This is a genomic window from Oenococcus kitaharae DSM 17330, assembly GCF_000241055.1.
In the GTDB taxonomy this organism is placed as follows: Bacteria; Bacillota; Bacilli; order Lactobacillales; family Lactobacillaceae; genus Oenococcus; species Oenococcus kitaharae.
The window spans coordinates 705,101-731,655 of the sequence record NZ_CM001398.1 but is presented as its reverse complement, the minus strand read 5'-3'; the positions used below and the strand labels follow the sequence as shown (position 1 = coordinate 731,655).

At 44.1% G+C, this 26,555-nt stretch carries 25 protein-coding genes and 1 pseudogene; 1 reads left to right on the top strand and 25 read right to left on the bottom strand.

The genetic code is table 11. The features are described from left to right. Window positions 1-35: 35 nt before the first annotated feature. Genes OKIT_RS03615 through trpX form a run of 3 tightly spaced genes read right to left on the bottom strand, consistent with a single transcriptional unit; the run spans window position 36 to window position 2,723 of the window. A complete protein-coding gene (locus tag OKIT_RS03615) occupies window positions 36-812 on the bottom strand; it encodes an ABC transporter ATP-binding protein (RefSeq protein ID WP_007745409.1) in 777 nt (258 codons plus the stop codon). After that, window positions 805-1,701 carry an ABC transporter permease gene (locus tag OKIT_RS03610; protein WP_007745407.1) on the bottom strand — a complete coding sequence of 299 codons (897 nt, stop codon included), beginning with the start codon at window positions 1,699-1,701 and terminating at the stop codon, window positions 805-807. The genes OKIT_RS03615 and OKIT_RS03610 overlap by 8 nt, the downstream gene beginning before the upstream one ends. Next, the gene (gene trpX / locus OKIT_RS03605; RefSeq protein ID WP_007745405.1) at window positions 1,698-2,723 is read right to left on the bottom strand and encodes a tryptophan ABC transporter substrate-binding protein; all 1,026 of its coding nucleotides are present in this window, start codon (window positions 2,721-2,723) and stop codon (window positions 1,698-1,700) included. Before trpX ends, OKIT_RS03610 begins: the two co-directional genes overlap by 4 nt. A gap of 284 nt (window positions 2,724-3,007) precedes the next feature. Here trpX and OKIT_RS03600 point away from each other — a divergent pair, with 284 nt between their 5' ends. Beyond that, complete coding sequence (locus OKIT_RS03600; protein ID WP_007745404.1) at window positions 3,008-3,877, top strand: NAD(P)-dependent oxidoreductase; 870 nt, start codon at window positions 3,008-3,010, stop codon at window positions 3,875-3,877. A 20-nt stretch (window positions 3,878-3,897) separates the two neighbouring features. Here the strand turns inward: OKIT_RS03600 and OKIT_RS03595 are convergent, their stop codons facing one another. The 22 genes and pseudogenes from OKIT_RS03595 to OKIT_RS03500 all read right to left on the bottom strand — a co-directional run bounded on the left by OKIT_RS03595 (window position 3,898) and on the right by OKIT_RS03500 (window position 26,412). Next, window positions 3,898-5,160 (bottom strand): MFS transporter, encoded by a 1,263-nt coding sequence (locus OKIT_RS03595; RefSeq protein ID WP_007745403.1) that lies wholly within the window; start codon window positions 5,158-5,160, stop codon window positions 3,898-3,900. Window positions 5,161-5,326: 166 nt separating this feature from the next. Beyond that, on the bottom strand, window positions 5,327-5,560 hold the full coding sequence (locus OKIT_RS03590; RefSeq protein ID WP_007745402.1) for a DUF4044 domain-containing protein: 234 nt from the start codon (window positions 5,558-5,560) through the stop codon (window positions 5,327-5,329). Between the two features lie 437 nt (window positions 5,561-5,997). Then, window positions 5,998-6,903 (bottom strand): cation transporter, encoded by a 906-nt coding sequence (locus OKIT_RS03585; RefSeq protein ID WP_007745400.1) that lies wholly within the window; start codon window positions 6,901-6,903, stop codon window positions 5,998-6,000. Then, the gene (locus OKIT_RS03580; RefSeq protein WP_007745399.1) at window positions 6,900-7,319 is read right to left on the bottom strand and encodes a MarR family winged helix-turn-helix transcriptional regulator; all 420 of its coding nucleotides are present in this window, start codon (window positions 7,317-7,319) and stop codon (window positions 6,900-6,902) included. Before OKIT_RS03580 ends, OKIT_RS03585 begins: the two co-directional genes overlap by 4 nt. 90 nt (window positions 7,320-7,409) lie before the next feature. Further along, the gene (locus tag OKIT_RS03575) at window positions 7,410-8,105 is read right to left on the bottom strand and encodes an ATP-binding cassette domain-containing protein (protein ID WP_007745398.1); all 696 of its coding nucleotides are present in this window, start codon (window positions 8,103-8,105) and stop codon (window positions 7,410-7,412) included. Between the two features lie 2 nt (window positions 8,106-8,107). Then, complete coding sequence (locus OKIT_RS03570) at window positions 8,108-8,866, bottom strand: hypothetical protein (protein ID WP_007745397.1); 759 nt, start codon at window positions 8,864-8,866, stop codon at window positions 8,108-8,110. A gap of 144 nt (window positions 8,867-9,010) precedes the next feature. Continuing rightward, complete coding sequence (locus OKIT_RS03565) at window positions 9,011-10,270, bottom strand: MFS transporter (protein WP_007745396.1); 1,260 nt, start codon at window positions 10,268-10,270, stop codon at window positions 9,011-9,013. A gap of 20 nt (window positions 10,271-10,290) precedes the next feature. After that, entirely contained in the window at window positions 10,291-11,238 is a 948-nt protein-coding gene (locus OKIT_RS03560; protein ID WP_007745395.1) for a dihydroorotate oxidase, read from the bottom strand. 12 nt (window positions 11,239-11,250) lie between these two features. Next, complete coding sequence (gene pyrE, locus OKIT_RS03555; RefSeq protein ID WP_007745394.1) at window positions 11,251-11,886, bottom strand: orotate phosphoribosyltransferase; 636 nt, start codon at window positions 11,884-11,886, stop codon at window positions 11,251-11,253. Beyond that, on the bottom strand, window positions 11,883-12,581 hold the full coding sequence (gene pyrF / locus OKIT_RS03550) for an orotidine-5'-phosphate decarboxylase (RefSeq protein ID WP_007745393.1): 699 nt from the start codon (window positions 12,579-12,581) through the stop codon (window positions 11,883-11,885). Before pyrF ends, pyrE begins: the two co-directional genes overlap by 4 nt. Further along, window positions 12,578-15,775, bottom strand: a pseudogene (gene carB / locus OKIT_RS03545) (carbamoyl-phosphate synthase large subunit). The gene pyrF and the pseudogene carB overlap by 4 nt, the downstream one beginning before the upstream one ends. Then, window positions 15,759-16,850 carry a carbamoyl phosphate synthase small subunit gene (locus OKIT_RS03540; RefSeq protein WP_007745392.1) on the bottom strand — a complete coding sequence of 364 codons (1,092 nt, stop codon included), beginning with the start codon at window positions 16,848-16,850 and terminating at the stop codon, window positions 15,759-15,761. Before OKIT_RS03540 ends, carB begins: the two are co-directional and overlap by 17 nt. Beyond that, on the bottom strand, window positions 16,847-18,142 hold the full coding sequence (locus tag OKIT_RS03535) for a dihydroorotase (RefSeq protein ID WP_007745391.1): 1,296 nt from the start codon (window positions 18,140-18,142) through the stop codon (window positions 16,847-16,849). Before OKIT_RS03535 ends, OKIT_RS03540 begins: the two co-directional genes overlap by 4 nt. Window position 18,143: 1 nt before the next feature. After that, the gene (locus OKIT_RS03530; RefSeq protein WP_007745390.1) at window positions 18,144-19,067 is read right to left on the bottom strand and encodes an aspartate carbamoyltransferase catalytic subunit; all 924 of its coding nucleotides are present in this window, start codon (window positions 19,065-19,067) and stop codon (window positions 18,144-18,146) included. A 32-nt stretch (window positions 19,068-19,099) separates the two neighbouring features. Then, the gene (locus tag OKIT_RS09805) at window positions 19,100-19,231 is read right to left on the bottom strand and encodes a hypothetical protein (RefSeq protein ID WP_277868711.1); all 132 of its coding nucleotides are present in this window, start codon (window positions 19,229-19,231) and stop codon (window positions 19,100-19,102) included. 100 nt (window positions 19,232-19,331) lie between these two features. Beyond that, the gene (locus OKIT_RS03525; RefSeq protein ID WP_007745384.1) at window positions 19,332-19,565 is read right to left on the bottom strand and encodes a DUF4044 domain-containing protein; all 234 of its coding nucleotides are present in this window, start codon (window positions 19,563-19,565) and stop codon (window positions 19,332-19,334) included. A gap of 88 nt (window positions 19,566-19,653) precedes the next feature. Continuing rightward, window positions 19,654-21,900, bottom strand: coding sequence for a glycoside hydrolase family 65 protein (locus OKIT_RS03520; RefSeq protein WP_007745383.1), 2,247 nt, complete (start codon window positions 21,898-21,900; stop codon window positions 19,654-19,656). A gap of 12 nt (window positions 21,901-21,912) precedes the next feature. Further along, on the bottom strand, window positions 21,913-22,458 hold the full coding sequence (locus OKIT_RS09375) for a substrate-binding domain-containing protein (protein ID WP_162141372.1): 546 nt from the start codon (window positions 22,456-22,458) through the stop codon (window positions 21,913-21,915). Further along, window positions 22,406-22,909: a LacI family DNA-binding transcriptional regulator gene (locus OKIT_RS09370; RefSeq protein WP_007745376.1), complete on the bottom strand. Its 504-nt coding sequence runs from the start codon at window positions 22,907-22,909 to the stop codon at window positions 22,406-22,408. Before OKIT_RS09370 ends, OKIT_RS09375 begins: the two co-directional genes overlap by 53 nt. A 7-nt stretch (window positions 22,910-22,916) precedes the next feature. Further along, the gene (locus tag OKIT_RS03510; protein ID WP_007745375.1) at window positions 22,917-23,762 is read right to left on the bottom strand and encodes a sugar ABC transporter permease; all 846 of its coding nucleotides are present in this window, start codon (window positions 23,760-23,762) and stop codon (window positions 22,917-22,919) included. Beyond that, window positions 23,762-25,114, bottom strand: coding sequence for a carbohydrate ABC transporter permease (locus OKIT_RS03505; RefSeq protein ID WP_028291877.1), 1,353 nt, complete (start codon window positions 25,112-25,114; stop codon window positions 23,762-23,764). The genes OKIT_RS03510 and OKIT_RS03505 overlap by 1 nt, the downstream gene beginning before the upstream one ends. 83 nt (window positions 25,115-25,197) lie before the next feature. Further along, the gene (locus OKIT_RS03500; protein ID WP_007745373.1) at window positions 25,198-26,412 is read right to left on the bottom strand and encodes an extracellular solute-binding protein; all 1,215 of its coding nucleotides are present in this window, start codon (window positions 26,410-26,412) and stop codon (window positions 25,198-25,200) included. Window positions 26,413-26,555 lie beyond the last annotated feature (143 nt).

The window sequence follows — 26,555 nt, the reverse complement described above, 5'->3', positions numbered from 1 at the left end:
TCTTAATCGCGTCATAAATCGGTCGGTCAGCCGCTTTAGGCCTCTGCATCGAAAAACGAGAAGAGTTTATCTTTTGTCAAAGCAGCCTTTTCATCACGATTAAAATCATGTGAAACGGCACCATTATCAATCACAATCAGACGGTTGCCGTATTTTAAAGCATCGTCCATGCGGTGCGTAATCATGAGGCAGGTCAGATGATCCTCGTTGACCCGCTGGGCCGTTTTCTGCATTAGTTCGGCACTGGTCTTTGGATCCAAGGCAGCCGTGTGCTCATCTAATAGTAAAATATCCGGCTTTTTGTAGGTCGCCATGAGAAAACTCAAGGCTTGACGCTGACCACCAGATAAATTTTCAGTCGCTGTATTTAAACGCTGATCTAGTTTATTGCCCATTGCAGCTGTGATACGTTCAAAATCTGCCATTTTTGAATTCAAGTGACGCGGCAGTAAACGGCGTTTTTCACCTCGCTTAGCAGCCAGTAGTAAATTTTCAGCGACGGTCATACGCGGACTGGTTCCCATCTTCGGATCTTGAAAGACGCGGCTGAGAAAAGCTGTCCGTTTCTCAGCTGACACAGACGTAATATCCTGGCCGGCATGAAAAATCTGGCCGCTATCAGCCGGTAAAGTACCAGCAATCACATTGAAGAAAGTTGATTTCCCGGCACCGTTGGCACCAAGGACTGTAATAAAATCACCATCAGCCACATCCAAATTGAAATTTTTCAAAATTTCTGTCTCACTGCCGTTATCGGAACGAACCTTGACTGTGACATTTTTTAAAGACAAAATTGCATTCGTATTAGTCATGGCTGTTTGAAACTCCTCGCTTAATTAAATTGTCAAAATGAAGCAAATGGCTCAGACGCGGCAGCATCAGGCAGATAGCTAACAGAATCGACGACAGTAAATTCAGATCGTTTGTCGAAAAACCCAGCTGCAGGACGATCAGCAGGACAAAACGATAAATAATTGAACCTAAAGTAATCGCAACCAGACGCTGATTCATTGTCAAATTGCCAAAGACCACTTCACCGATAATGATGGAAGCCAAGGCTACAACGATGATCCCGATACCCATATTGATATCGGCATAGCCGTTGTTTTGTGCGATAACCGCACCGCCGAGAGCGACCAAACCATTTGAAACCATCAATCCTAAAATCGTCATTCGATCAGTATTAATCCCGATCGAACGCGCCATTGTCGGATTGTCGCCTGTAACAATGAAGGCTTGTCCCAGATCACTTTGCAAAAAATAGATTAACAACAATGTCACAATGGTAACCGAGACAAGGCCGACCGTAATCACATCAAAATAGCGCGGCATCTGCGAAAGGGATGAGAAAATCGTTTGCCGGCCAATCAAAGAAATATTAGCTGAGCCCATGATACGCAGATTCACAGATAAGCAGGCCGTCATGACCAGAATACCGGCTAGTAAAATCGGAATTCTGCCTTTTGTATATAAGAAGGCAGTAATTGCGCCGGCTAGCATACCGGTCACAAAAGCCGCAAGGCTGGCAATAAATGGATCAACACCATGTGTGATCAGACTAACAGCTGTTGCGGCTCCCAGAGGAAAAGTACCCTCGACAGTCATGTCGGGGAAATTGAGAATTCTAAAAGTTAAAAACAAAGCGATACCTAGAATCGACCAGAGCAGGCCTTGCCCGATCGTAGAAACAGTCAAATTCATTTAAAAATTTCTCCTTTGTCCTTGGCCTGTTTTAAGACTGATGCCGGCAATGTGATACCGAGCAGTTTTGCTTCAGTCGTGTTCACAGACATGATGCCCTTGCGAATAAATTCAATCGGATAATTAGCTGGCTTTCTGCCCTTTAAAACATTAGCAGCCATGATTCCGGAAACTTTGCCTAACTGGAATTGGCTGACAGCTAATGTTGCTAGCCCACCGTCATGAACCATCGTATCAGCGGCTGGAAAGACTGGGACTTTAGCGGCATTAGCCACATTAACAAGTGTCTTCATAGCACTGGCGACGCCGTTATCCTGTGGTGCGTAAACAGCATCAACTTGCGATACCATTTGGCCGGCAATCGTCTGCATGTCATTAGTTGTTGAAATCGTGTACATCTTAACTGTATAACCAGCTTGCTGAGCAAGCTTTTGCATCTTCAAAGCATTATAAGTGCCGCCGTGATCAGAAGTTGTGTAGATAATCCCTAAAGTCTTGGCTTTGGGTACAATCTGTTTAATCAGATTCAAATGCGATTTTAACGGTGATTCGCCAGAAGTACCTGTGATGTTGGCACCTGGACGCTGATTAGATTTAATCAAACCGCCGCCGACCGGGTCTGTAATGCCGGCTAAGATAACTGGTGTTTTGCCTGCAGCTGCTTTAGCCAATGACTGAGCTGCTGGTGTTGCAATACCAACCATCAAATCTTCATTCTCATTGGCAAATTTTGAAGCCATCGTCTGCAGATTTGCTTGATCAGCCTGCGCGTTTTGGTAATCAATCTTCAAATTCTTGCCGACGCGGTATCCTTGTGAACGCAGGCCGGCCACGACACCGAGGTGGATTTGGTCCAAAGCTGGGTGTGTCACTAACTGCAGAATGCCTACCTTGACCGTTTTAGGTCCGGCTACCTGTTTTGCCTTATTAGCTGCATTTGGTTTGCTTGGCGTAGATGCTCGATAAAAAGCAAAGGCCAAAACAGCCACCACAACTGCTATCAATCCATAAATTTTCTTCATCTTCATTCTCCCTTATCATTCAATCAGCAAAAGAAAAACCCGCAAGTGAGCGGGTCCGGCCAATTGTTCATCTAAAGATACGAGAACAAAAGAAAAAGCCCGCTATTGGCGGGCCTCAGTGAACAAATCACACAAAAGCAGCCCGCTTAACCGAGCCACCACCATGCTGAATTGTTCTTAAAGACTATTTTCATAACTGATGTTATTTATCATACACTGTTTGGCCGAAAAAACAACGTTGTCACAAAACTGTTTTAAACTTATTTTGTGAACAGGAGGCAAACATGAAAATTGCTTTTATCGGAACCGGTGTCATGGGCACCGGCATTATCAATAATTTTTTAAGGGCTGGTCAGACTGTGACCGTCTTTAATCGCACAAAGGCACATGCACAAAAAGTCTTAGATCAAGGCGCAGTCTGGGCAGATTCAGCCGCGGAAGCAACTATCGGACAAGATGTCGTCTTTACGATGGTTGGCTACCCGAAAGATGTCGAAGAGACCTATTTTGGGGATCAGGGTATTTTTAAGCAAGCCAAGGCCGGACAGATTCTCATTGATATGACTACTTCAACACCAACGCTAGCTGCAAAAATTGCGGCGACCGGTAAAGAAAAAAAGATCGGCGTCTTAGATGCGCCCGTTTCCGGCGGTGATATCGGCGCGCGGGACGGCAAGCTAACAACGATGGTTGGTGGTGATCGAGCAGCTTATGACAAAGCACTACCCTTATTACAAATCGTTTCCAAAAAAGCGAACTACTTTGGTGAAGCCGGCAAAGGTCAGCACGCTAAAATGGCCAATCAGATCATGATTGCTTCGACCATGCTGGGCCTGGCCGAGTGGCTGACTTATGCCAAAACGGCCGGGCTGGATTTGCAAGAGACTTTGGATACACTGTCAGCCGGAGGCGCAGATAATTGGTCCATGGAAGCTTACGCGCCGAGAATTTTGGCTGGTGATTTCAAGCCTGGTTTTTATGCCAAACACATTTTAAAAGACCTGCGGATTGCCTTGGACGAAGCTAAAAAAATGAACTTGGACTTGCCCGCAACAGCTCTGGCCGAGCGTAGTTACGCTAAATTGGCCGAAGAAAAAGGTTTGGGCGATTTAGGCACACAAGCCATCGTCAAATTATGGTCGCAGTGGGCTTGAGCCTAAATAAAAAACGGTTTTTAATCAAGAGCCGTTTTTTTATTATCTGTTTTTTCATCAATCTTGCGAACTGCCGGCAGAATCACGGCGGCCAGTGTCACAAGCAGCGTACCGACGCCAGCCAGCAGGAATAAACGTGTGATACCAAAATTATCGGCTAATGGGCCGGCAAACATCAAGCCGACCGGCGCACCAATATTTGTTAAGGCAGCTAGGACACTCATGACACGGCCCATCGTCTCGGCTGGGATTTGTTCTTGAACAATGGCAATGAAAGGCGAATTCATAAAGGCTAAAGCAAAACCAGCAATAATATTCAAGCTGGCAAAAATCCAAAATCCTACAGGGGTTCCCGGGAGAAAAGCGAAAACAGTAAAGGATAAGCCCAGTAGCAACAAGCCAAGAAAAATAGCGTAAAAACGATTTTTGCCAGCACCGCGAATACTGATATAAAGACCACCTAGCAGACTGCCGACAGACCAGACCGTTTCTACGATGCCGGCTTGCCCGATCGTGCCATTAAAATGCTGTGTCGTCATTAATGGATAAAGACTTGCGCCAGGCATAATCAGCGTAATTGCGACTAATGACAATAGGCTGTATTGAAAGATGCCACGATGTTGTGCTAAAGCAGCTAGCCCCAGGCCAAAATTCTTGAAGAATGAAACTTGTTCTTCTTGTGCAGTCGGCTTGGGAACTCGCGCTAACAGAATCGTTGCTGAACCAAAGATAGCACCGATCACATCCAGCAGAATAATCCACTGAATGGACATCAATCCAAACAGCACTGCCGAAATACCCGGCGCAATCACCATTGTTAATGATTGCAAGGTTTGAATCTGACCGTTTATTTTCGTTAATTGTTCTGTCGGCACAATGACCGGCACGATTGTATTTAAGGTTGGTTGCTGGAAAACCTGAGTCACAGCTCGTACAAAAATCGCAATCAGCAATAAAGTTAATAAAGCATTACCGGCAAACTGACCAATCGTAATTGAAATAATAATCGCTACCAGCGCTGCCATCAAGTCCATGCTGATCATAATCACTTTGCGTGACCAGCGGTCAATCACGACGCCGGCAAAGGGTGCCAGAAAAATCCATGGCAAAAACATCACCAGCGTCGACATAGAAAGCGCCGTTGCTGATTTTAAAACAGCTGTGATGTACCACATGAAGGCATACTGGACAATCATTGTGGTGAGCCCAGAGACAAATTGCCCGATAAAAATTAAGTAAAAGTTGCTCCGCCAAGATAGCTTTTGCTGAAAAGAGTCTGACATGTATAATCCGTTATGCTTATGCTTGTCTTGTTGCTCATTTTAGAGACCAGCTCTCTTCATTATCCTATAAAAGCGATCCTAATTGTGACAAGAAATGTCGCAGGTTAAATCAGCCAAACAAAAACCGAAAGCCATGCGGCCTCCGGCTTATTCACGTTCGACGTTATTATAAAATAGCAATCAGGCCAACCAGCACGGCCACAATTGTGGCAACAGCCATCAAGACGGCCATTGTAATCGTCAAATAATCAAAACGGCTTTTATGCTGTTTTTTATTATTGTCGTAGGCCATGCGGCGTCGAGCCGTCTGAGAACGTTCAGCCAAAATTTCTTCGGCCGACTTGCTTGGTCTTGCATAATCAAAACTGCTTGAACTTGTTTCTTTATTAGAATTTTCCATCGTATTTCTTAACAGCCTAACAGCTTTACAGACAAAAGCCAAATCTCGGCTAATGTGATAGGTTCCACCACGAAAATGCCGCCCATATAAGCAAGATCACGGTTCCTGCGAGTGAGAATTTGCTCAATGTATCAAACCTTTGGTTCTTGATTCGGACAACTGTCGCAACTAATGCAGTGGCCAAACAGATTAGTGCCAAAATAAGTAACATCATTAGTAGCGTCCCCTTTTTTACATTCCATTACCTTAACATATCGTTACAATTAAATCATTTATAAATAAAAAACTTCTCTAATCAGTTATGTATTTTCCAATTATTTAAAATGAAGTCATAATAAAAACCAGTTCAGCAGCTACCCGCAAAACTGGTTTAATATCGGCTGTTCAGTTTTTATTCTTGTTTTTGACCAAGGCCATCAGATAACAAATGTGTTTTTTCAGCTTAAGCAAAAGGCCAAATGAACAAACTCTAATCTCTTGGAGAGTTCTTTTAAAATAGCGGCTTTGCTTTGGGATAATTGGCCGCTGTCAATAAATGCCTTTCCAGCATCCAAAAAAACGTAAATTTTAACCGACATACCGACTTTATAGACAAGATATTTTTGCACCTTAACGTCTTGTAAAGGATGTTTCTTTAAACAACCATCAATCCAGCCGCGTATTTCTGGATTCAGTAATAATTTGCCGGATATTTCGCCAAAAGCACTTTTAATCACCTTTAAAGGCATCTTAATTGTCAGCATGACGAGCAACAAGGTGATGAAAAAATCACCCGTGTAGCGTAAAAAACCTAAAGCAGAATTTGGCTGAATGAAAAACAAAATGAAAGCGGCCGCGCCGATTCCCAAAGACATCATGCCGTCGACAAAAGTCCCCTGCGTTTCAGCAAAAAGCATGGTGCTTAAATTGTGAATTTTCTGGTTCTGTTTTTTGTAAAAATAGGAAAGGCCCCAGGACAGCAGAATCATGACCATTTCGTAAGGCAAGACCGGGCCGATATCCAAGACGCTGCCCTCGCCATGCGCAAAGTAGGCATAAGTTTTGATGCCGACAGTCACAAGAGACATGGATAATAAGACCACAGTCAGCACCGATTGAAATAATGAATATAAGGGCTCTAAAACAAAGAAACCGCCGGGAAACATTTTATTGCGATGACTGCTGAGCTTGGACACTATCAAAGAAACAATCGCCGAGAAAAAAGTAATCATGGAAAAATAGGCATCAACAAATAAGGCTTCAATATGTGTCGTGCGATAGACGAGGATGCCTGCACAGGACATAAGCAAATTCACCAAGATGCCAACTAATAATGATGTTTGTTCAATCTTCTTAGCTGTCATAGCTGCTGATTAACCTTATCCATTAAATATGCTAACTGGGTCCGTTCAGCTGGTGACAAGACTGAAATTGTCTGGAGAAATACCTGGTCAAATAAGTGATAACTATTTTGGCAATAAGCTCGTAACTGCTGGCTTAAATGCAGATAAGAAACCCTTTTGTCTTGAGATGAAGGCTGTTTGCTTAAATACCCTTTTTTCAAAAAACGTTGAATAATTCTTGTGGCGGCTGGTTTTGATATCTGAGATTTTTCGGCAAAACTTGTCAAAGTCGGCTGATCGAGTTCATACAAAAAATTAATGTATTGTTCATCGCTTGCTGAGAGATCTGGTACTTGCCGACTGCGCTCGCTGCTGTTTTCATAGCGAATTAAGATTTTATCGTATAGTTCAGAAAAGGTTTGACTAATTGTTTCCATGGGACGCTCCTTTATATAGTTAGCAAAACTAATTACTTTTGTTAACTATATAAGAGCAACTATTTTTCGTCAAGAAATAAAAGGTATTTTTTAGGACAGCAGCATCTTTTGAAAAGCCTCATTTGCACTTTGATTCTCGCTTGTGTTTATGAAATCCGCATAGTCAGCATTCAGTACGCAAGTACCATGGTTGAGGCCAATCACTTGAATCGGCAGTGCGCTTAACGCATTGAACTGATGATTCGTGAAAATAACCTGCTTCTTTTGTTCTGTGACCAGTGAAGCAATTAACTGCATAATGTATTTACAATTTACCGGATCAACACCGCTGAGTGGTTCGTCAAAGAGATACAGGTCTCGTTTTAATAGACAAGTCCCACAGGTTAATAAGAGTTTGCGTTCTCCGCCAGATAATTGGCCTACCTTTGTGTCCTCGTTTTTTTTGAAGACTCTCTGTTGGATCTGCTGCATGACCATACTGGCTGTTTGACCACCCGCATGATCAATTTCCTGATACATGTTTAAGGTCTGCTGGACAGTCAGCGTGGGAAAATAAATTGGGTTTTGCAAGCTGTAGGCAATCTGATTGTGACTAGGAATGTGTGTCTTGTCCAGGTGCGGTTTTTCCCGATCATATAAACCGGCAATAATATCTAACAAAGTCGTCTTGCCAGCACCGTTGGGTCCGATCAGCATATTGAGTTTAGTGGCTGAAAAAGTGATGTTTAAATTTTTTAAAATAATTTGGTGGCCATATGAGAAAGTCAGATTTTTGATCTGTATCATGATTAGGCCCTCCTTAAAATGGGTTTCACATCAAAACGCGACAAGCTATAGGCACCAACAAGCACATAAGCAAGTGTCGCAATCGCCAGCTGCAGTAAGGCTGTTAGATTGACGTTCCCTGTTAATATATTCAGAGAAAAGGATGAGCCCTTGGATAAATAATAAACAGGATCAAAGGTCATTAACAAGTCTTCCCAGCCATTGCTAGCAGGCATTGTTCCCAAGATAAACATGGCCGTAATAAACAGTGTTTCAATGATTGAAATAGACTTGATTTTGATTTTCAAAGTTAAAAACAGGCAGCAGACTAGAGTCACAGGAATAGCAAAGACCAGCGTCGTGATCAGGCCGGCAGCAAATAGTGCAGTATTCCAAACACGCAGCGAAACCATGACGATTAAATCAAAAAGTGCTATCTCAATTAATAGGATCGTTTGCTGAACAAGAAAATTCGTGACAAAGATTTGCCATTTTGATCCAACAATAAAATAGTATTCCTTGTAAAAACCTGATTCTCGATCCGCCAGTGTCTGAAAAATGACCATATTCAGCATCGTGACGAAAATGATGTAGGCCCAAAATAAGCCAATAGCATTACTCGACAGAATTTGTCTGGCAATATTTGGAGATGGGTGCAATATCAAAGAAAAATTGTTAGACAAATAAAAAGCTGTCGGCATCAACAAATTGAAAACAAAGACAAATTTATTATCCAGTGTATCGAGAAAAATGACGTGGTAGAGTGCTTTGAATTTACGCATATTGCCTCCTTGAAAACTTTAATCAAAAGCCTATCATAGGAAAAAGTTCATTCATAGTGACAATTGTCATGACATTACAAGCAACAAAAAAACACGCATGATATACAAATGCGTGTTTTTCTTACGTGAACTTTGGAATTGTGACTAATTTGCTTCAATCGTTTCCAAGTCTTCACCTTTTGTTTCAGGAATTAAAAAGAGCATGGCTAAAGCCGCTAAAACATAAATGCCTGAAATCATGCCTAAAGCTGCCGACAGAGAACCATGCAGAGCTAGCAGGCCAATGAAGAGCGGGCTAAAGCCGCCGATAAAACGGCCCAGGTTAAAGATCAAGTTTTCCGCAGTCGAGCGTACGGCTGTCGGATAATGTTCGGACAGCAAGGCACCATAGCCGCCCATCATGCCATTCACGAAAAATCCTAAAACCGATCCTAATGCTACAAGCAATAGCGGGCTGCTGATTTGGAAATAAATCCAAACAATAATCGCCGCAGAAATCTGGAAAGTGATAAAAGCCGGTTTGCGTCCGAATTTATCGGCTGCCCAAGCAAAGACGACAATCCCGATGACCATACCGCTTAAAGTCGACAAGGTCCAAAAGATCGTCCCGCTGATCGTCGCGTGACGTTGGGTAGCCAGCATTGTCGGCATCCAGTTCATAATGCCAAAATAACCTAGATTCTGAACAGAAGTTAAAATAATCAATCCAATTGTTGTTAAAGTTATTTTTCTGTTTGCAAACAAAGGTTTTATCGAAAAACCCTTATGAGTCATACGCCTGTTTTCAATCCACATGGCAGGTTCTTCTAGATTTCGGCGAGTCCACCAAGCTAATAAGGCCGGTAGAATCCCGATCGCAAAGACACCCCGCCAGCCAAAATGGCCAGCCACATAGCTTGCTAGCAAGGTAGCTAACAATGTGCCGCCTTGGTAACCCAGGGCGACCCAAGAAGTAGCTTTCGTGCGTAATTTCGTTGGCCAGCTTTCTGAAACCAATGTCATACCGATACCAAATTCACCTCCCAGACCCAGTCCGGCCAGAAAACGCATACCGACAAAAATCTGATCAGAAGGTGCCAGCGCTGATAGGCCGGTGAAAAGCGAAAAAATTAAAATGGTCCAGGTAAAAACTTTTACGCGGCCAAAACGATCTGCCAATATGCCAAATGTAATGCCGCCAATCACGACACCGAACATCGTAATGGTTGAAATGCCGCCAGCCGCAGCGGTCGTTAAATGAAAATCGCCAATAATTAATGGCAGGACAAATGCTAACAGCATCATATCCAGGCCGTCCATGGCATAGCCAATCACCGATGACCATAAAGTCTGTCTTTGATAAGCACCGACTTTCTCAGGTTGAATCACGTTTCCACTTGCACTAGAAGTAACTGTCTTTTCCATCACTCTGCTATCCCCTTTTATTATTCTGCTTCGTCCAAACGCTTCAATTTGCCACGGACTTGATCCAGACTCTCGATATGTTTCTCCGCAAAAATAGCTTCTAATTCGTCTTCCAAACGCTGAAAAATACTTGGCCCTTCGATGGCCAATTGTGATCCGACCGAGACCAGATCAGCACCGCACAAAAGATGGTCATAAACATCGCGCCCGGTCGTCACACCGCCAGTCCCGATGATCTTAATTTCCGGCTTCAAACGCAGACGAAGTGCGCGGACATTTGCTAGGGCCGTCGCCTTAATCTGAGCACCACCCAGTCCGCCGAATCCGCCTTTTGCCATGAGAACAACACGATCAGTCTCAGGGTCAATCACCAAACCGTTTCCGACTGAGTTAACAGCATTGACATATGCTAATGGATATTGATTCAGGATTTTTGCGATACGGTCAAAGTGCGCCATATCAAAATATGGCGGCAGTTTCACACCTAAATGCCCCGTAAAAAAGCTGTAAATACGATCCAGCAGATGATCAGTCGTGTCAAAATCATAGGCAATCTGCGGCTTTCCGGGCACGTTTGGGCAGGAAAGATTTAATTCAATCAGGCCATCGTAGCCGCTAGCTTGAATCTTTTTCAAATTGGCCAGAATCTCTTCTTCGGAAAGGCCAACGACCGACAGAATCGTCGGCAGTGTCAGCTGATGATGCAGCACGTAGTCCAAATAATAATCAATCCCTAGATTGGGCAGGCCCATGGCGTTGATCGTGTTGTGATGATCGGGATATGTAAAGTAGCGTGGGTTGGGGTTCCCGGCCCGTTTTTCAGCTGTGGCCGATTTGGTCATGACAGCACCAGCACCTGGAGCATGCTGAATTTTTTCCAGCTGGTCAACGCTTTCACAAAAAATGCCACCGGCGTTTAACAGTAAATGATCAAAATGTTCGTTTGCAATTGTTGTTGAATAATTCATGTGTTTTCTCTCCTATTTCCGCCAGTGTTTTGGATCTTGATGCCACTCTTTTAAAGTCTCAATTTGCGATGCCTCAAGATCACCACGCGCAACAGCTGCCTGGGCCAGCTGCGTGTAATTGGTCAAAGCAGCGTATGTAAGCCCGGCCGCCGCAAAATTCTCCGAAAGTGCCTGCAATTCATAGGAGAAAATCGCCAGCAGGCCGACAACGCGGCCCCCAGCCGCTTGAACGGCTGTTGCCGCTCCCAACACCGATCCGCCAGTCGAGAATAAATCATCGATTAATAAGACGTTTTTGTTAGCAACATCGGCGCCTTCGACCTGTTTGCCGCGACCGTGATCTTTAGGCTTGGCGCGGACATAAATCATTGGTTTGGCCAAACAGTCAGCAACCAAAGCCGCATGCGGGATACCAGCCGTTGCCACGCCGCCGATAATATCAGCTTCGGGAAAACGCTCAGCGGCCAATTCAGCTAGACCAGCTGCGATTAAGTCGCGTACTTTTGGAAACGCGATTGTCAGCCGATTGTCTGTATAAATTGGGCTGACAATGCCGGAAGCCCAAGTGAAAGGATCTTCGGGCGCAAATTTAACAGCCTGAATAGCCAGCAAATCCTCGGCCACTTCTTTTGAATAGTTGTGCGTCATGTAAAATCCTCCATTATTTTTTTATAAACAGATACAGGGTCTGTAGCCTGGATAATCGGACGCCCGACTACCAGAGCATCAGCACCAAGCAGTTTGGCTTTAGATGGTGTGGCAATCCGGCTTTGATCGTCTGTTCTGCTATCAGGCAAACGAATTCCTGGCGTGACTTTCAAAAATCCCGGCTTAGTGGCTTGTCGGATCAGATCTGCTTCCAATGGCGATGAAATCGTGCCGGACATCCCCACCCTTTCAGCAATCCTAGCTAAATGCTGAACTGATTGTTCGACAGAGGCTGCCGTCATTTGCGTCTGCTGCATCTGTATTTCCGAGAAGGAAGTCAACTGCGTCACCGCCAGCAGTTTTAAGCCATCAGCTTTTTCTTGGACCGCAGCTGCCAGCATTTTTTCACCGCCCAAAGCATGCAAGGTCAGATATTGGACATTCATCTTGTTAATTGAGGCCATGCTGGCTGCGACCGTATTCGGGATATCGAAAAGTTTCAAATCCAGGAAAACAGGATAGCCAGCTTGTCTCAGTTCGTGAATAAAATCGGCACCAGTCGCGTAAAACAAGGCCATACCCACTTTGACAGCCGGCCGGATATCCTGATCTTCGAAAGGTTTCAAAAAAGCCAAAGCCTGGCTGCCATCCGTGAAATCCAAAGCGATAAATAATTTATCAGTCGTGCCTGTCATAGCTGCAGCTGCCTTTCTTCGATCGCGTCCACTTCAAAGGAGCGGCTTTCCAAAACCTGCAAGAAGGCTGCGACCGTATCCAGCGACGTGAACAAAGGGACGGCGTTTTCAATCGCGGCCGAGCGAATTTGACGGCCATCCGGTTCCAGCAATTCATCTGTCTCCAAAGTATTGACGACTAACTGCAATTGGCCGCTGCGCATAGCTGCCACCGGATTATCGGCTTGATCGGAAATTTTACCCAATTCTTTGACACGCAGCTGATGGCTTCTCAGATAAGCAGCCGTGCCAGCTGTTGCCCACAGCATATAGCCAAGACGACTAAAGCGTTCCGCCAAGGACAAAGCCTCTTTTTTGTCGCGGTCGGCAATCGTGAAGAGCACATTACCATGACTAGGCAGGTGGAAACCAGAGGCAACGAATGCTTTATAGAGGGCTTTTGACAACGTACGGTCAGTTCCCATCACTTCACCAGTCGACTTCATTTCCGGTCCCAGTGACGAGTCGACTTTTGGCAGTTTGGAAAATGAGAAAATCGGTGCTTTGACATGGACAAGATGACTTTTTTCTGCCAGGCCTTCATGGAAACCTAATTTTTTCAACGAAGCACCCAAAATCACACTCGTGGCTAACTATGCCAGCGGGATCTGAGTCACTTTGGAGATAAAAGGCACCGTACGTGACGCGCGCGGATTGGCTTCGATAATATAGGCTTTTTCATCATGAATCACAAATTGGACGTTCATCAATCCGACTGTTTTTAGAGACTTAGCTATTTCAATCGAGGCTTTGACGATTTGGTCTTGGACATTTTGGCTGAGATATTGTGGCGGGTAAACAGACATGGAATCACCAGAATGAACACCAGCCCGCTCAATGTGTTCCATAATCCCCGGAATTACAACGGTCTGGCCGTCACTAATCACATCGACTTCAGCTTCTTTACCAGTCAGATAGGAATCAATCAACACCGGATGGTCGTGGGAAACTTTTACGGCACGATGCATATATTTAGCCAGTTCATCGGCGTTAGCCACGATTTCCATCGCACGTCCGCCTAAGACATAAGAAGGCCTGATCAAAATCGGATAACCAACTTGTTCAGCAGCAGCCAAGGCTTCCTCAACTGAACTGGCCGTTTCCCCGACCGGCTGAGGCAACTGTAATTGTTGAATAACCTCGCCAAAATCCTCACGGTCTTCAGCACGATTAATATCGGAAACAGCTGTCCCCAAGATCCTAACGCCAGCTGCCTGCAAAGGTGCTGCTAAATTAATTGCAGTCTGGCCACCGAATTGGACAATCACACCGAGCGGCTTTTCCAGATCCACAATATTCAAAACATCTTCTAGTGTGATCGGTTCAAAATACAGCTTGTCAGAGATAGAAAAATCTGTCGAAACAGTCTCAGGATTTGAGTTGATGACAATTGCCTTGTAGCCAGCTTTTTGAATCGCTTTGACAGAATGAACCGTCGCGTAATCAAATTCCACGCCTTGTCCGATACGAATCGGCCCGGAACCCAAGACAAGTACGCTTTTAGGCCCGATAGATTTGGATTCGTTTTCGCGTTCATAGGTCGAATAATAATAAGGCGTTTTAGAAACGAACTCGCCGGCTGCGGTATCGACCATTTTATAAGTAGGCAATAGGTGCTGCTGTTCTCGAAAAGCACGGATTTTTTGTTCGTCGCTGTGCCAGTAACGCGCGATGGCGGCGTCCGGAAAACCGTTTTCCTTAGCCATTTTCAAATAATCCTGATCGAAAGGATGCTGTTTTAAAGCTTCTTCGATCTCGACTAGATGCGCAATTTTGTCCAAGAAGAAATAATCAATACCGCTTTTATCATGAATGGCCTCAACGCTGACACCGCGGCGCAATAAGTCGGCAATCATAAATAGGCGATCATCGCGTGCCGGCCAGAGAGCATCCAGTAGTTTTTCCGTTGGCCATTCCAGAAAACGCACGTCGTCTAAAGCTAAGGCACCAATTTCCAAAGAACGAACAGCCTTCATCAAAGCCATTTCGATATTGCGGCCGATAGCCATGACTTCACCAGTGGCTTTCATCTGTGTGCCCAAACGACGATCAGCTGTCGTGAATTTGTCAAAAGGCCAGCGCGGAATTTTCACCACGACATAATCCAAGGCCGGTTCAAAAGCTGCTTTACTGCTGCCGGTGACAGGATTGATAATTTCATCTAAGGTCAAGCCGACCGCAATTTTAGCAGCCATTTTTGCAATTGGATAACCTGTGGCTTTAGAAGCTAGAGCTGATGACCTAGAAACACGTGGATTCACTTCAATCACATCGTAGGCAAAACTATTCGGGTTCAAAGCTAGTTGGACGTTGGCACCACCCTGAATCTTCAAGGCTCTAATAATTTTCAATGACGCATCACGCAGCATTTGATATTCTTTGTCCGACAAAGTCTGCACTGGTGCTAGGACAATCGAGTCACCTGTATGAATGCCGACGGGATCCAGGTTTTCCATGGAAGCCACAGCCAAGGCATTATCATTAGCATCGCGCATCACTTCGAATTCGATTTCTTTATAGCCTGCGATCGATTCTTCAACGAGGATCTGTGTCACTGGCGATAATTCCAGCCCATTTTCAGCAATCTGGCGAAGTTCCATTTCATTATTAGCAATGCCGCCGCCAGTACCACCCAAGGTATAAGCCGGGCGGACAATGACCGGATAACCCTGGTGTTCAGCAAAATTCAAAGCTTCAGTCAATGTCGTCGCTGTCTGTGATTTTGGAATCGGCTCATGCAGTTCTTCCATGAGTTCCTTGAACTTTTCTCGGTCTTCAGCCTGCTCAATCGCTGACAATTTCGTGCCCAGCAATTCGATATGCAATTCGTCTAAGATACCATCTTCGGATAAATCTTTAGCCAGATTCAAGCCAGTCTGACCGCCAAGTGTCGCTAAAATAGCATCCGGTCGTTCTTTTCTCAAGACGTTTTCAACAAATTCCAGCGTCAGCGGTTCGATATAAACCTTATCGGCTGTCTCAGCATCAGTCATAATCGTGGCCGGATTTGAATTAACCAGTACCACGGAATAACCTTCTTCACGCAAAGACAGACTGGCTTGCGTGCCCGAATAATCAAATTCAGCCGCTTGGCCAATCACAATCGGTCCGGAACCGATGACCAGTATTTTATGAATATCAGACCGTTTGGGCATTTTTCCTCCTTTTGTCAGCCACGATCAGCCGCAAGAAATCATCAAAAATCGTATCCGCATCATGCGGGCCAGGCGCAGCGTCTGGATGGAATTGGACTGAGAAAGCCGGATAAACAGTCGACTTCAGCCCTTCCACAGTCCCATCATTGACTTCACGGTAAGTCACGATCAAGTCAGTTCCAGCCAGCGAGGCCTCATCAACTGCATAACCATGATTCTGTGAAGTGAAGGCCAGTCTCGGGCTGTCGATTGATCGCACAGCATGGTTAAAACCGCGATGGCCGAATTTCATTTTGAAAGTTTTTGCGCCGTTAGCCATGGCAAACAATTGGTGTCCTAGGCAGATACCGAAAAGTGGTTTCACTTTTTGCAAGGCCTGAATGGTTGGAATGGCGTAACTGACTGATTGCGGATCGCCAGGGCCGTTTGACAGCATGATGCCGTCAGGATCCACTTCTAGTACTGTCTTGGCATCAACATCGGCCGGGAAAACAACCACATTGCACTGCCGCGCTGCTAGAGAACGCAGAATGGAATTTTTCAAACCGAAATCAATCAGTGCAATCGTGACCCCAACATTCGGATTTTGGTAACCGCTGCGAACAGTCACCTGTTGAACCTGATCTGTCGGCAGTGCTTGCCCACGCAGCCAAGCGACTGTGTCCGGCGCTACTTGGTCAACTAAAGCCGCTTTCATCACGCCTTGATCACGCAATTCTCTCGTAAGAGCCCGCGTATCGACACCCGTAATCCCGGGCAGATTCATCTTTTCAGCCCATTCGGTTAGCGAAATCTGCATACGCCAATTGCTGGGACGGCGAGCAATTTCATGCACAACAATTGCTGCAGCAGCCGGGCGCAGGCTTTCTGAATCATCACGGTTAACGCCATAATTACCGATCAAAGGATAAGTAAAGACGATCATCTGATTGGCATAAGACAAATCCGTAATCGTTTCCTGATAGCCGGTCATGCCCGTATTGAAAACCAATTCGCCGACTGAAGTGCCAGTCGTACCAAAGGCTTCGCCCTCATAAATTGATCCGTTTTCCAAAACTAAATAGCGTTTTGTCATGCTTGGCTCCTTTCCGCTGCATACACTTGCCGCCCATTGACCCAAGTTGCTTGTGTCTGTCCATAAATTTCCCAGCCGATAAAGGGACTGTTACTAGCTTTTGAGGCAAATTCGTCTTTAGAAATGACATGGGGATGATCAATATCAAACAAAGCCAGATCTGCTTTTTGCCCCGCTGCCACTTTCACAGCCGCATCAGACAAAGAAAAAGCTGCTGCGGGTGCCTGATTCATGACTTGCAGCAAACGCCGTAGAGACATGACACCGCTTTTGACAAAATGTGTGTATAAAAGCTGAAAACTCGTCTCAATTCCAGTCACGCCATTCGGTGCCTTTAACATCCCCTGTGCTTTTTCGGCAGCCGTATGTGGTGCGTGGTCTGTTGCGACCATGTCGATTGTGCCGTCTAATAGGCCAGCAATCAAAGCAGCCCTATCATGCGGCGAACGCAGCGGTGGATTCATTTTCATCATGGCATCGTCTTTTGTGATCATGCCGTCGTCTAAAAGCAGATGATGTGGGGAAACTTCGGCCGTCACATGAACGCCTTCTTTTTTTGCAATCCGAATCAATGCGACACTCTCAGCTGTCGAGACATGCGCCACGTGATAACGCACGCCAGTCGCCTGAGCAATCACAAGATCACGCGCTAGCTGTGAGCTTTCGCTTAACTTATTAGCGCCCGGCAATCCTAAAGCATCGGCTGCTGGACCAGCGTTCATGACACCGCCGTGAATCAGAGAATCGTCTTCGACATGCGCCACAAGCACTTTACCCAACCGAGCCGCAGCTTTCATCGCTTCATACATTGTATCGGCCGTCTGCACTCCCTTGCCATCATTCGTAAAGGCAACGGCGCCGGCTTGGGCCAAAGCGTCTAAATCGTCAACATGATCTGAATCCAGTCCAGCGGAGATGGCCGCATACTGATGGATTTTCACAATCCCGTCACGCTGGTTTAAAGCCAGCATTTGGCGCAAAACATCAGGATTATCAACAACCGGATTGACATTCGGCATGGCTAGAACCGTTGTAAAACCGCCTCTCGCGGCTGCTTTCGAGCCGCTGACCACGGTCTCTTTTTCTGCAAAACCAGGCTCCCTAAAATGCACATGCACATCAATCAGTCCCGGCAGCAACAAAGCATTTTCAGCGTCTATCACTTGATCAGCGGAAACGGTAATCGTATCTGCGACCTGTTTGATATAAGTATTTTTGATCAGCACATCCTGTTTGATCAGCCGGTTTTCGCCAGCCAGAACGCGCGCATTTTTAATTAAAATCGTCGGCATATTAGACGAGCTCCCTTGTCGTTAATGGGCTATTCAAGTAATTGAGGATGGCCATGCGGGCGAAAACACCGTTTGCCATCTGCTGGAAAATGCGTGACTTGGGTGCCTCGACCAAATCGCTATCGATTTCCACGCCGCGATTGACTGGTGCCGGATGCATAATAATCGCATCGTTTTTCAAACAGTCATAACGTGCCTGTGTGAGGCCGAACTGCACATGATAAGCTGCCGGCGTAAAAGTCGAATTCTCATCAGCGGACAGACGCTCGTGCTGGACACGCAACAGCATCACAACATCCTGTTGTCCAAGCCCATCGTCCAAATCGACGTACTGTCCGTATTGTGTTAATGACACATCACACCAATCACGCGGGCCGGAAAAGGTGACCTCAGCACCGAGCCGCTTTAAAATTTCGGCATTGGAGCGAGCGACACGAGAGTGATAAATATCACCGATAATTCGAATCTTCAAGCCGGCGAAACGTCCGAAATATTCGCTGATCGTCATTAAATCAAGCAGACTCTGCGATGGGTGCTGACCGTTGCCATCACCAGCATTCACAAGCTTAGGCAGTGTTTTACCAGCCGATTCGTAAAAAGGTTCATACCAGCCGCGCAGACTATGCCTGATCACGACAATGCCGACGCCAATCGCTTTTAAAGTCTTTAAAGTATCTGAAAGGCTTTCGCCTTTTGCTGCCGAAGAACGGCTAGGGTCAATCACAATTCGTGGAAAACCTAATTTGATTTCTGCCATTTGAAAACTGCTGGCGGTGCGGGTCGAGTTTTCAAAAAAAATATTAGCCACGACTTGTTTTTCGGCGGCGGGAATTAAGTCGCCGTGCTTGAATAATAAAGCCTGATGGATCATCGATAAGAGATCCTGATTGGATAAATCATTGATGTTTACAAAAAGATTAGCCATGTTCTCCTCCGAATTTTGGCAAAAAAAATACCTCAATTAGAAATAATTGAGGTATTGATCACTGAATAATGATTAAAAATTAAATTATCAACAGAAACATGAAAAGCAAAAGCGAGCCTGCAAACACTGATCTTTGCATAGAATTGTGCGTGAACACTGTTCATCTGCTCCTGCTCCTTCGCCTGTGACTTTTAAAAATTCACATTGCCAAATATCATAGCAGGATAAAAATACTTTGTCTAGCTTTTTCCGGTAGAAAAAATATTACATTATATCCAAAAGGACGATCACAACACCGATCAAAGTGATCGCAGCCATTAGGACGGCCATCGTAATCGTCAGATAATCAAAACGGCTCTTTTTACCATTTTTCGCGTTTTCGTCATCAATCCGCTGACGCGCAATTCGTGAACGGGCCTCGATGACTTCCTCTGGACTGGGCTTGCGCTGCTCTTTACGGATTTGTTTTCTAATTTCTTGCTGTCGGGATCTTTTCATCAAGTCTATTTTAGAGGAAAAACTCGCTCCTGCAGCATCTTTAAACGCTCACTAATCGAAAAACACAATTAAAACAGTCCAACAGCGATTAAACTTCCCGTTCTTGCCCATTGACACTCAAAGCAATGGGCTCGCCGAGCATTCTGTCAATTTGGGTGCCATGTGCATCGACCGAAATTTTTAACAGTCGACCTCTAAAGTTGATCCTAAAACTATATGAATGCCATAATTTAGGCAAAAATGGTTTGAATGATAATCGGCCTTGGTCGCTCACACGCATACCAGCAAAACCTTGCACGATGGCAAGCCAAGAACCTGACATGGAGGTAATGTGCAGGCCGTCAACGGTGTCGTTATTGTAATTATCCAAGTCCAATCTAGAAGTCCGTTGATACATCTCGACAGCCTTGTCTTCAAGGCCGATATCTGCCGCCATGATGGCATGAATGGATGGGCTCAAGGAAGATTCGTGAACAGTTAAGGGTTCATAAAAATTAAAATTGTCACGCTTTTCTTTATCTGAAAACTTATCAAGAAAATAGTAAATGCCTTGTAAGACATCGGCTTGTTTAATATACGGAGAGCGCAATATTTTGTCCCAGCTCCAGTGCTGATTAAGCGGCAGCACATCCTTTGGCAGCTTAGCAACAGGTATTAAATTCTTGTCTAAATAGGTATCGTTTTGAACAAAAATATGTTTATCCCCAACATCAGCCTCAGGGAGATAAAAATGATCGACAATATCTTGCCAGTGTTCTTTTTCCTGAGAACTAACGTGATTTTTTTCTTGATATTTGCTGGAAATTTGAGGCAGCATCTGTAGCGCATATTTTAAAGTCCACCTAGCAATGAAGTTGGTGTACCAATTGTTGTTAACATTGTTTTCGTATTCATTGGGACCGGTAACGCCATGAATCATATAAACTTTCTTTCTCGGAGAATAAAAAACACGGTCTGCCCAAAAACGCGCAATCGCTATGAGCACCTCGGACCCCTCGTTCTCCACCCATGACGTATCACTGGTATAGCGTGTGTAGTTGTACAAAGCAAAGGCAATCGTGCCGTTCCTATGTATTTCTTCAAAAGTAATTTCCCATTCGTTGTGAGATTCAATCCCGTCAAAAGTAACCATCGGGAACAAGGCGCCTTTCAGCCCCTGTTCTTTAGCATTATGATAGGCACCGGCTAATTGGTCATAACGATAACGCAGCAAATTTCTCACAACTTTCGGGTCAGCAATCGCAAGATACATTGGCACTATAAAGGCTTCCGTGTCCCAATAAGTCGCTCCGCCATATTTTTCACCGGTAAAACCTTTGGGCCCGACATTCAGGCGTGAATCATTACCGTAGTAAGTCGAAAATAATTGGAAGATGTTAAAACGAATGGCCTGCTGCGCCTCATCATCCCCTGATATTTCCACATCAGCCTTTTCCCAGCGATCTTTCCACACCTTGGCATGTGCTGCTAGCAGCTCTTCAAAAGATTGTCCGGCAAGTTGTGTAGCAAAGATGGCCTGATTAGCCTGCAGCATGGCATCTTCATTCTCATAATCCCGCGAGGTTGTCACGACAATCCGTTTTTCAAATGTTTTGGTTTGGCCTGATACAATCGCTTCAGAATCATTTTCAACTTGCTTAGCATCAGCATGATGACCAGTGGCCGCAAAGTCCCCAGAGACCAACTGGGCAGCCAGCACTGTAAATTGAGGCACGCCAAAATTATTAGGGACTGTTTGAGCGGAAACAAAGGAGTAATTATTTTGTGATGCAGTTTTTAAAGGCTGCCAAAATTTTTCATCGTAATTTGAATCTTCATTGGACACATCGGCATCTATATAAGATCTGATCACGACTTTATGGTCCTGATGATCAATCGCGGTAAAGTGCCAGCGCAGGGCGGCTAATTCTTTTATAGAAACCGAGACAAAACGCTCAACGTCAAATTTAATACCTAATGCACAAAACGAGCGAGTCAATATGCCTTGTTTCATATCCAGTGAAATTTCAAAATTTTCAAAAGGTATTTTAGCTAAATCTACTTCACGATCATCAACAAAAATACGCAGTTTTATGAAATTCAAGGCATTAATTGCTTTGCCAAAGTAAAGCGGATAGCCATTCTTCCACCAACCGACACGTGTTTTGTCGGGAAACCAGACACCGCCGATATAAATACCTTGCAGGTGATCAGCTGAGTAGTTTTCTTCAAACATCCCCCGCATACCCATGTATTCGTTACCCAAGCTGGTGATAGACTCCTGCAAACGCTTGTCAGTCTTGTCTAAGATATGGCTGGTAATTTTCCAGGGATCTATTTCAAAAATTCTCTTCATAATTAACATTCCTTAAACTTTTGGTTTCTTTGCTTGAATCACAACATGCCCAGCCGCCACATTCGTGCCTTTGCCATTATGATTAAAAGGCAGGCCGACAGCCTGAATACCTAATTCTTCAGGCAGCACATCAAAAAAATAAAAATGGTCCCCGGCAATCGCTGCATACTCAGAGTTATTAAAACTGACGACTGGCACTGGTAATGAGAACTTGGCATCATATTGCTGTTTAGCAATGAAAGCTAAGCGGTCATCAGTTGCAAAAATACTGTCAATTGCCGGATTACGTTCCAAAATATCTACGAGCTGTTGTTTTGATACTTGTGGGTCATAACTGGTTTCCAAATAACAGAATTTTTTACCTGACTTGGCCATCTTTGCTTTAAAGCCAGCCAATCGGTTGATCTCGAATTTCCAATGATCATGGCTAGTCACTGCCAAAGGATAGCGAGCATGCAAATCATCAAGCAATATTTCGCCAGCTTGGTAGCCAGCTAAACGATTATCATTGTCCACATAGAGGGCATCGGTCCATTCTTCCGGCTCGCCAGTGATCACATAACGAATTTTTTTTTCTTCTTAAATACGCAGAAACTGGATCGTTTTTCATCGTGTACAGCAGCACAAATAATTTTGTCTTGGTTCCTTCAACTAGAAGTTTGACGTTGTCCAGAACTTGATTCCAATTATCCCCACTAGCTAGCGATGACGTATAGTTGAATTTTGCAATAGCCTGCTGGATGCCAAACAGCATGTGCAGACCAAAATCATTACCGGCAATGACGCCAGTGTTGGGGCCAAACACCACCCCTACCGTATTGCTTGATCCATTGCTTAAAGTACGCGCTGAAAGATTAGGAGAATAACCAAGTTTGGCGGCCATTTTTAATACATGGGCGCGTGTATTTTTATTAATATACGTACCAGAAACTGGGTTTGGATTCAGTGCCCTTGATGCAGTTGCGGTGCTCACTCCGGCAGCCAATGCAATATCTTTTAATGTCACCATAGCTTTATCATCCTTTAACTGATCCAGCCGTTACCCCTTCAACAAAGAAACGCTGCAACCAAATGAACAACAACGTAATTGGGATAGCGATTAATACTGATCCAGCCGCAAAGCTCATGAAGAGCGAGTTAGCATTTTCTCGGGCACTGACCATATTAAACAAGCCAACAGCAACAGTCCATTTGCTCTGATTATTGCCCAGGACAACTTGTGCAAATATAAAGTCCATCCAAGGCCCTGTGAAAGCAAGCAGAGCGGTATAAACAATAATCGGTTTCGCTAAGGGAAGTGTGATTCTCCTAAAAATATCCCAACGCGAAGCACCATCGATTTGTGCACGCTCATCAAGGCTCTGCGGAATTGTATCGAAGAACCCTTTTTGAACATAAAAGCCAAGTGCGGCGCCATAAGAATACATAATAATCAAAGACCAAAGGCTGTTTGTTAGGTCCAAAGCTTTCAAAATATAGTAGATCGAAATCATACTTAGAAAACCGGGAAACATACCAATGATCAAGGCAAACCGCAGATAAAAACCCTTTAAACGGAATTTCAATCGACTCAAGGCATAGGCAACACCGATTGTGATAAAAGTGGAGATAGCACCAGAGATGACTGAAACAAAAAGCGTATTCGTAAACCACTGGCCATAGTTCCAGCCTTGATTGTTCGTAAACAAATAAATGTAATTATTCAAAGTCCATTTATGCGGGATGAAATAAGAGACAAACTGCCCGCCTTCAGAACGAAAACTTTGTAAAATCACGTACAGGATCGGTATGATCCAAATGAATGCTAAAATTGTCAAAACAATTTGGCTGATTAAAGCCGTTCTTTTTTTTTCTCTTTGCATTATCCATTCACCCCCTGCAATTTATTCACTTTTTTATACATAAAGAGACTGAAGGCCGCCGAGAAGACAAAGATAATAATGCCGACCACAGAAGCGATGTTATAGTCTTGAGTACCTAAAGTCAGATTGTATAGCCAAGTTACTAACAGATCAGTATCGCCAGCATTATAGAAATTGGAATCAGCTGGTCCGCCACCGGTTAAGAGGAAAATGACATTGAAATTATTAATGTTGCCGATGAATTGCTGAATCAAAGCTGGCGCCATAACGAATAAAATCTGGGGGAAAGTGATATTCGTAAACACTTGAAATTTTGATGCGCCATCCATTTTAGCTGCCTCTACCTGCTCTTGAGACAGATTTTGTAAAATGCCTGTTGTAACTAGCATCGTAACTGGCATCCCAACCCACAGATTCACAATCAGTACAGTTGCCTTAGCTGTTAACCCATCTGTCAAAAACGGAATCGGCTTTGTAATCAGGCCGATATTCTCTAAAATAGAATTAATCAAACCCGCATTATTCAGCATGTTTGCCCAGATGAGAAAAGAAATGAATTGAGGGATTGCCATAGTCAAGATGAAAATGGTGCGGTAGATTTTTTGTCCCTTAACACCTTTCGTATTAATGAGCATGGCAAGAAAAATACCTAAAATAAAGCTTGAAACCGTTGCCAGCACTGCCCAGATTATTGTCCAAAGAAAAACTGGAAAAAATGTGCCGGCCATAGCACCGGTAAAAATGTTTCCAAAATTGGCCAGGCCAATCCAGTGAAACAGGTGCCCCGGTGGTAAGTGAGCATGATCGTAACTGGTAAAGGCAACTGAAACCATATAGAGGATCGGCAACACTGTAAAGAATAAAATACCGATCATAGGTATAGCCATGAAAAGCAGATGCAGCCTGTCATCCAGCAACTCAGCAATATCTTCTTTAAAGGTCATAATTTTCCGAGAAGATTTTTTGAATTCCCAAATTTTCCGATCCGATTTTAAATTAACTCGGTAGACGTAAAGGAATAAAGCAATAATCAAAAGCGAAGCCAAACCATATAACAGGATTAGCATGGAGTTATCCCCATTAACAGAAACATAGATACCTAATTTAGCGTCATACCTTTCTCCAGCTTGTTTGGTTCCCAGACTTCCTAATTGACTCAACGCATTGATGCCATCGACGAACAGCCAGGTAAAGAAACCGATTTCAGAAAATAGAAAGAAGAGTCCTTTAATAATCTGTTTGTTCGCGAGATTATTGAATCCCATAAGAAAATATGATATTTTTGTCGAACTATCACCAGATTTAAAAAGCGCCGAAAGAGAAATATGGGAGGTTTTTGGATCGGCAATCATCTTTTTTTTCTTATTCTTAGCCAAAATATTTTGCTCACTTTCTAAAAAGTAGCCGTAGGCGCGGCTACTTAATTGCAATTAAATTACTTACTGTTAGACTTGGCAATCTGCTTATCAAACGCTTGGAGTTTGGAAAGCATTTGACTTTGAGAGATCTTGCCTTTCCAAGTGTCGTTAAAAATAGCATCCATCGGTGTCCAGAAATTATTAATTTCAGGAATCTTAGGCATTGGTGTTGCCCCTTTGGACATCTGCGTTACAGCTTTGGACAGTGCATCCTTTTTGACAGCTGCCGAATTCTGAACCGCTTTAGCAGATGGCACATAACCGATACTATTGAAGATCTTTTTTTGAACAGCATTAGATGTCAAATATGATGCCAGCTTAGCGGCTTGTGCCGGATGCTTGGTTGACTTATTGACAATAAACAATTTGACTCCCAGGAAGGCCTGCAGCTGTTTATTCTTCCCACCAATAGAAATAGTTGGATACTTAGCAACAGCGTAATTATTTTTCAAAGCTTTTTGGGCATCTATTTTTGACCAAGGACCGGACAAGAAAGCATCTACTTTGCCAGAAGACAAGTCCTGCAAAGCGCCAGCATTGTCTTGAACGACACCTGGGTTATTTTTTTGTGCCTGAATCCATTTCAGAACCTGCGTGCCCTTGGTATTACCAAAGTTTGTGCCTTTTGCATTTTCACCGTTTTTACCGAACAACACATCACCATTAGTGAAGAACAAAGGTGTCCAAACGTAATTAGCGCCCGCTTCACCAAAGTTAACTGCTAATTTTCCTTTCTTGGTAATGCCAGACCAAGTTTTGACATCGGAAGCAGATAACTTGCTCTTGTTATAATAAAGAACTTGTGTCTCGACGCCATAAGGATATCCGAACATCTTACCCTTATAGGTTGCACCTTTAACAGCACCAGGGACATCTATTCTTTTAACTTGTTTTGAATATGTTGGAGATACCCGCAATACTAAGCCTTGTGAAACCAGAGCCCCTAATTGATCATGCGGCAGCATAGCAACATCACCAGCTGTCGTAGAATCTTTTTGCAGATATTTAGTTGTATCGACCGATCCGACTTTTTGAAACTTGACCGAGATATTTGGATTGTTTTTTTCAAATTGCTTGACGACCGATTTATATGCATTGTTATCGGCCCAAAGTTTAATAGTTACTTTTTTGCTGGCAGCGTTTGCTGGAATTGAAGCAAATCCCGCGAAAATACCAGAAGCCAGAACCACGGCTGATGAAGCTGCAGCAATTTGATGTACTCTCTTATTCATAATTTTTCTCCAAAAAAGCTAATAGGCATCTCAAATGCCTAGATAAATCATAACTGTAAGTGCTTTCAGTTGCAAGCGCTTTGCAAGTTTTGTAAAGCAAAAAGACTTGAAATCATCAAATGCTGACTTTTTTAGCACAGTTG

Bases quoted from the DNA above. Each gene is read 5' to 3' on its own strand.
- OKIT_RS03615 (WP_007745409.1), bottom strand. From the start codon at position 812: ATGACTAATACGAATGCAATTTTGTCTTTAAAAAATGTCACAGTCAAG.
- OKIT_RS03610 (WP_007745407.1), bottom strand. From the start codon at position 1,701: ATGAATTTGACTGTTTCTACGATCGGGCAAGGCCTGCTCTGGTCGATT.
- trpX (WP_007745405.1), bottom strand. From the start codon at position 2,723: ATGAAGAAAATTTATGGATTGATAGCAGTTGTGGTGGCTGTTTTGGCC.
- OKIT_RS03600 (WP_007745404.1), top strand. From the start codon at position 3,008: ATGAAAATTGCTTTTATCGGAACCGGTGTCATGGGCACCGGCATTATC.
- OKIT_RS03595 (WP_007745403.1), bottom strand. From the start codon at position 5,160: ATGTCAGACTCTTTTCAGCAAAAGCTATCTTGGCGGAGCAACTTTTAC.
- OKIT_RS03590 (WP_007745402.1), bottom strand. From the start codon at position 5,560: ATGGAAAATTCTAATAAAGAAACAAGTTCAAGCAGTTTTGATTATGCA.
- OKIT_RS03585 (WP_007745400.1), bottom strand. From the start codon at position 6,903: ATGACAGCTAAGAAGATTGAACAAACATCATTATTAGTTGGCATCTTG.
- OKIT_RS03580 (WP_007745399.1), bottom strand. From the start codon at position 7,319: ATGGAAACAATTAGTCAAACCTTTTCTGAACTATACGATAAAATCTTA.
- OKIT_RS03575 (WP_007745398.1), bottom strand. From the start codon at position 8,105: ATGATACAGATCAAAAATCTGACTTTCTCATATGGCCACCAAATTATT.
- OKIT_RS03570 (WP_007745397.1), bottom strand. From the start codon at position 8,866: ATGCGTAAATTCAAAGCACTCTACCACGTCATTTTTCTCGATACACTG.
- OKIT_RS03565 (WP_007745396.1), bottom strand. From the start codon at position 10,270: ATGGAAAAGACAGTTACTTCTAGTGCAAGTGGAAACGTGATTCAACCT.
- OKIT_RS03560 (WP_007745395.1), bottom strand. From the start codon at position 11,238: ATGAATTATTCAACAACAATTGCAAACGAACATTTTGATCATTTACTG.
- pyrE (WP_007745394.1), bottom strand. From the start codon at position 11,886: ATGACGCACAACTATTCAAAAGAAGTGGCCGAGGATTTGCTGGCTATT.
- pyrF (WP_007745393.1), bottom strand. From the start codon at position 12,581: ATGACAGGCACGACTGATAAATTATTTATCGCTTTGGATTTCACGGAT.
- OKIT_RS03540 (WP_007745392.1), bottom strand. From the start codon at position 16,850: ATGACAAAACGCTATTTAGTTTTGGAAAACGGATCAATTTATGAGGGC.
- OKIT_RS03535 (WP_007745391.1), bottom strand. From the start codon at position 18,142: ATGCCGACGATTTTAATTAAAAATGCGCGCGTTCTGGCTGGCGAAAAC.
- OKIT_RS03530 (WP_007745390.1), bottom strand. From the start codon at position 19,067: ATGGCTAATCTTTTTGTAAACATCAATGATTTATCCAATCAGGATCTC.
- OKIT_RS09805 (WP_277868711.1), bottom strand. From the start codon at position 19,231: ATGAACAGTGTTCACGCACAATTCTATGCAAAGATCAGTGTTTGCAGG.
- OKIT_RS03525 (WP_007745384.1), bottom strand. From the start codon at position 19,565: ATGAAAAGATCCCGACAGCAAGAAATTAGAAAACAAATCCGTAAAGAG.
- OKIT_RS03520 (WP_007745383.1), bottom strand. From the start codon at position 21,900: ATGAAGAGAATTTTTGAAATAGATCCCTGGAAAATTACCAGCCATATC.
- OKIT_RS09370 (WP_007745376.1), bottom strand. From the start codon at position 22,909: ATGGTGACATTAAAAGATATTGCATTGGCTGCCGGAGTGAGCACCGCA.
- OKIT_RS03510 (WP_007745375.1), bottom strand. From the start codon at position 23,762: ATGCAAAGAGAAAAAAAAAGAACGGCTTTAATCAGCCAAATTGTTTTG.
- OKIT_RS03505 (WP_028291877.1), bottom strand. From the start codon at position 25,114: ATGATTGCCGATCCAAAAACCTCCCATATTTCTCTTTCGGCGCTTTTT.
- OKIT_RS03500 (WP_007745373.1), bottom strand. From the start codon at position 26,412: ATGAATAAGAGAGTACATCAAATTGCTGCAGCTTCATCAGCCGTGGTT.